General features: G+C 43.8%; 1 protein-coding gene. It reads left to right on the forward strand.

What is annotated here, in order from left to right:
* Window positions 1-1,034 (forward strand): electron transfer flavoprotein subunit alpha/FixB family protein (locus CLNEO_RS15160; protein ID WP_066091139.1); only part of this gene is annotated, 1,034 nt, incomplete at both ends.

Here is a 1,034-nt window from a genome sequence, read left to right on the forward strand (position 1 = left end):
GGTATTTTTGTAGTTATTGAACAAAGAAGCGGCAAAGTTCAGAACGTAGGTCTGGAATTGGTCGGCGAATCCACAAGATTGAAAGAAGACCTCAAGGACGAAGTAGTAGCAGTCCTGTTAGGTCATGAAATGGAAGGTCAGGTTAACAAACTTTTCCACTATGGCGCAGACAAGGTTATCCTTGTTGACAGCCCTTATTTGAAAGAGTATGTAACAGAGCCTTATACAAAGGCAATTACAGCTATCGTTAACGAATATGATCCCGAAATCATGCTTTTCGGAGCATCTTCCATCGGTCGTGACGTGGCTCCTCGTGTAGCTAGCCGTGTAAAAACAGGTTTGGTTGCAGATACAACAGGCTTAAGAATGGCAAAGACAGAAGAAGAATTTGCGAAGGAAGCAGCTATGGGCTGTGAAGATCCTACAAGAGCACTTCTTATGACTCGTCCTGCATTCGGTGGTAACATCATGGCAACATTGATGTGCCCTAGAACAAAACCTCAGATGGCGACAGTACGTCCTGGCGTTATGAAGAGAATTGCAAAAGACACAACAAGAACAGGCGAATTGATCAAATTCAATGTAGACTTTACAGATGCTGACATGAACATTGAAATTCTTGAAGTTGTTAAGGCTGAAAAGAAATCCGTTGACTTGACAGAGGCGAAATTGATTGTATCCGGTGGTCGTGGTATTGGTGGTCCTCAGGGCTTCGAATTGATCAAAGACGTAGCAAGTGCTTTGGGCGCAGAGGTTGGTTCTTCCAGAGCATGCGTTGACGCTGGCTGGATTGAAAAAGATCGTCAGGTAGGTCAGACAGGTAAGACAGTACGCCCTGACCTTTACATGGCTTGTGGTATTTCCGGTGCAATTCAGCACGTTGCAGGTATGGAAAATTCCGAATTGGTTATTTCCATTAACAAAAATGACACAGCACCCATCTTCGAAGTATCCGACTTGGGTATCGTTGGTGACGTTAAGGTTATCCTGCCTAAATTGGCTGATGCAATTAGAAAATATAAAACAGCAAAGGC

Source organism: Anaerotignum neopropionicum, assembly GCF_001571775.1.
In the GTDB taxonomy this organism is placed as follows: Bacteria; Bacillota; Clostridia; order Lachnospirales; family Anaerotignaceae; genus Chakrabartyella; species Chakrabartyella neopropionicum.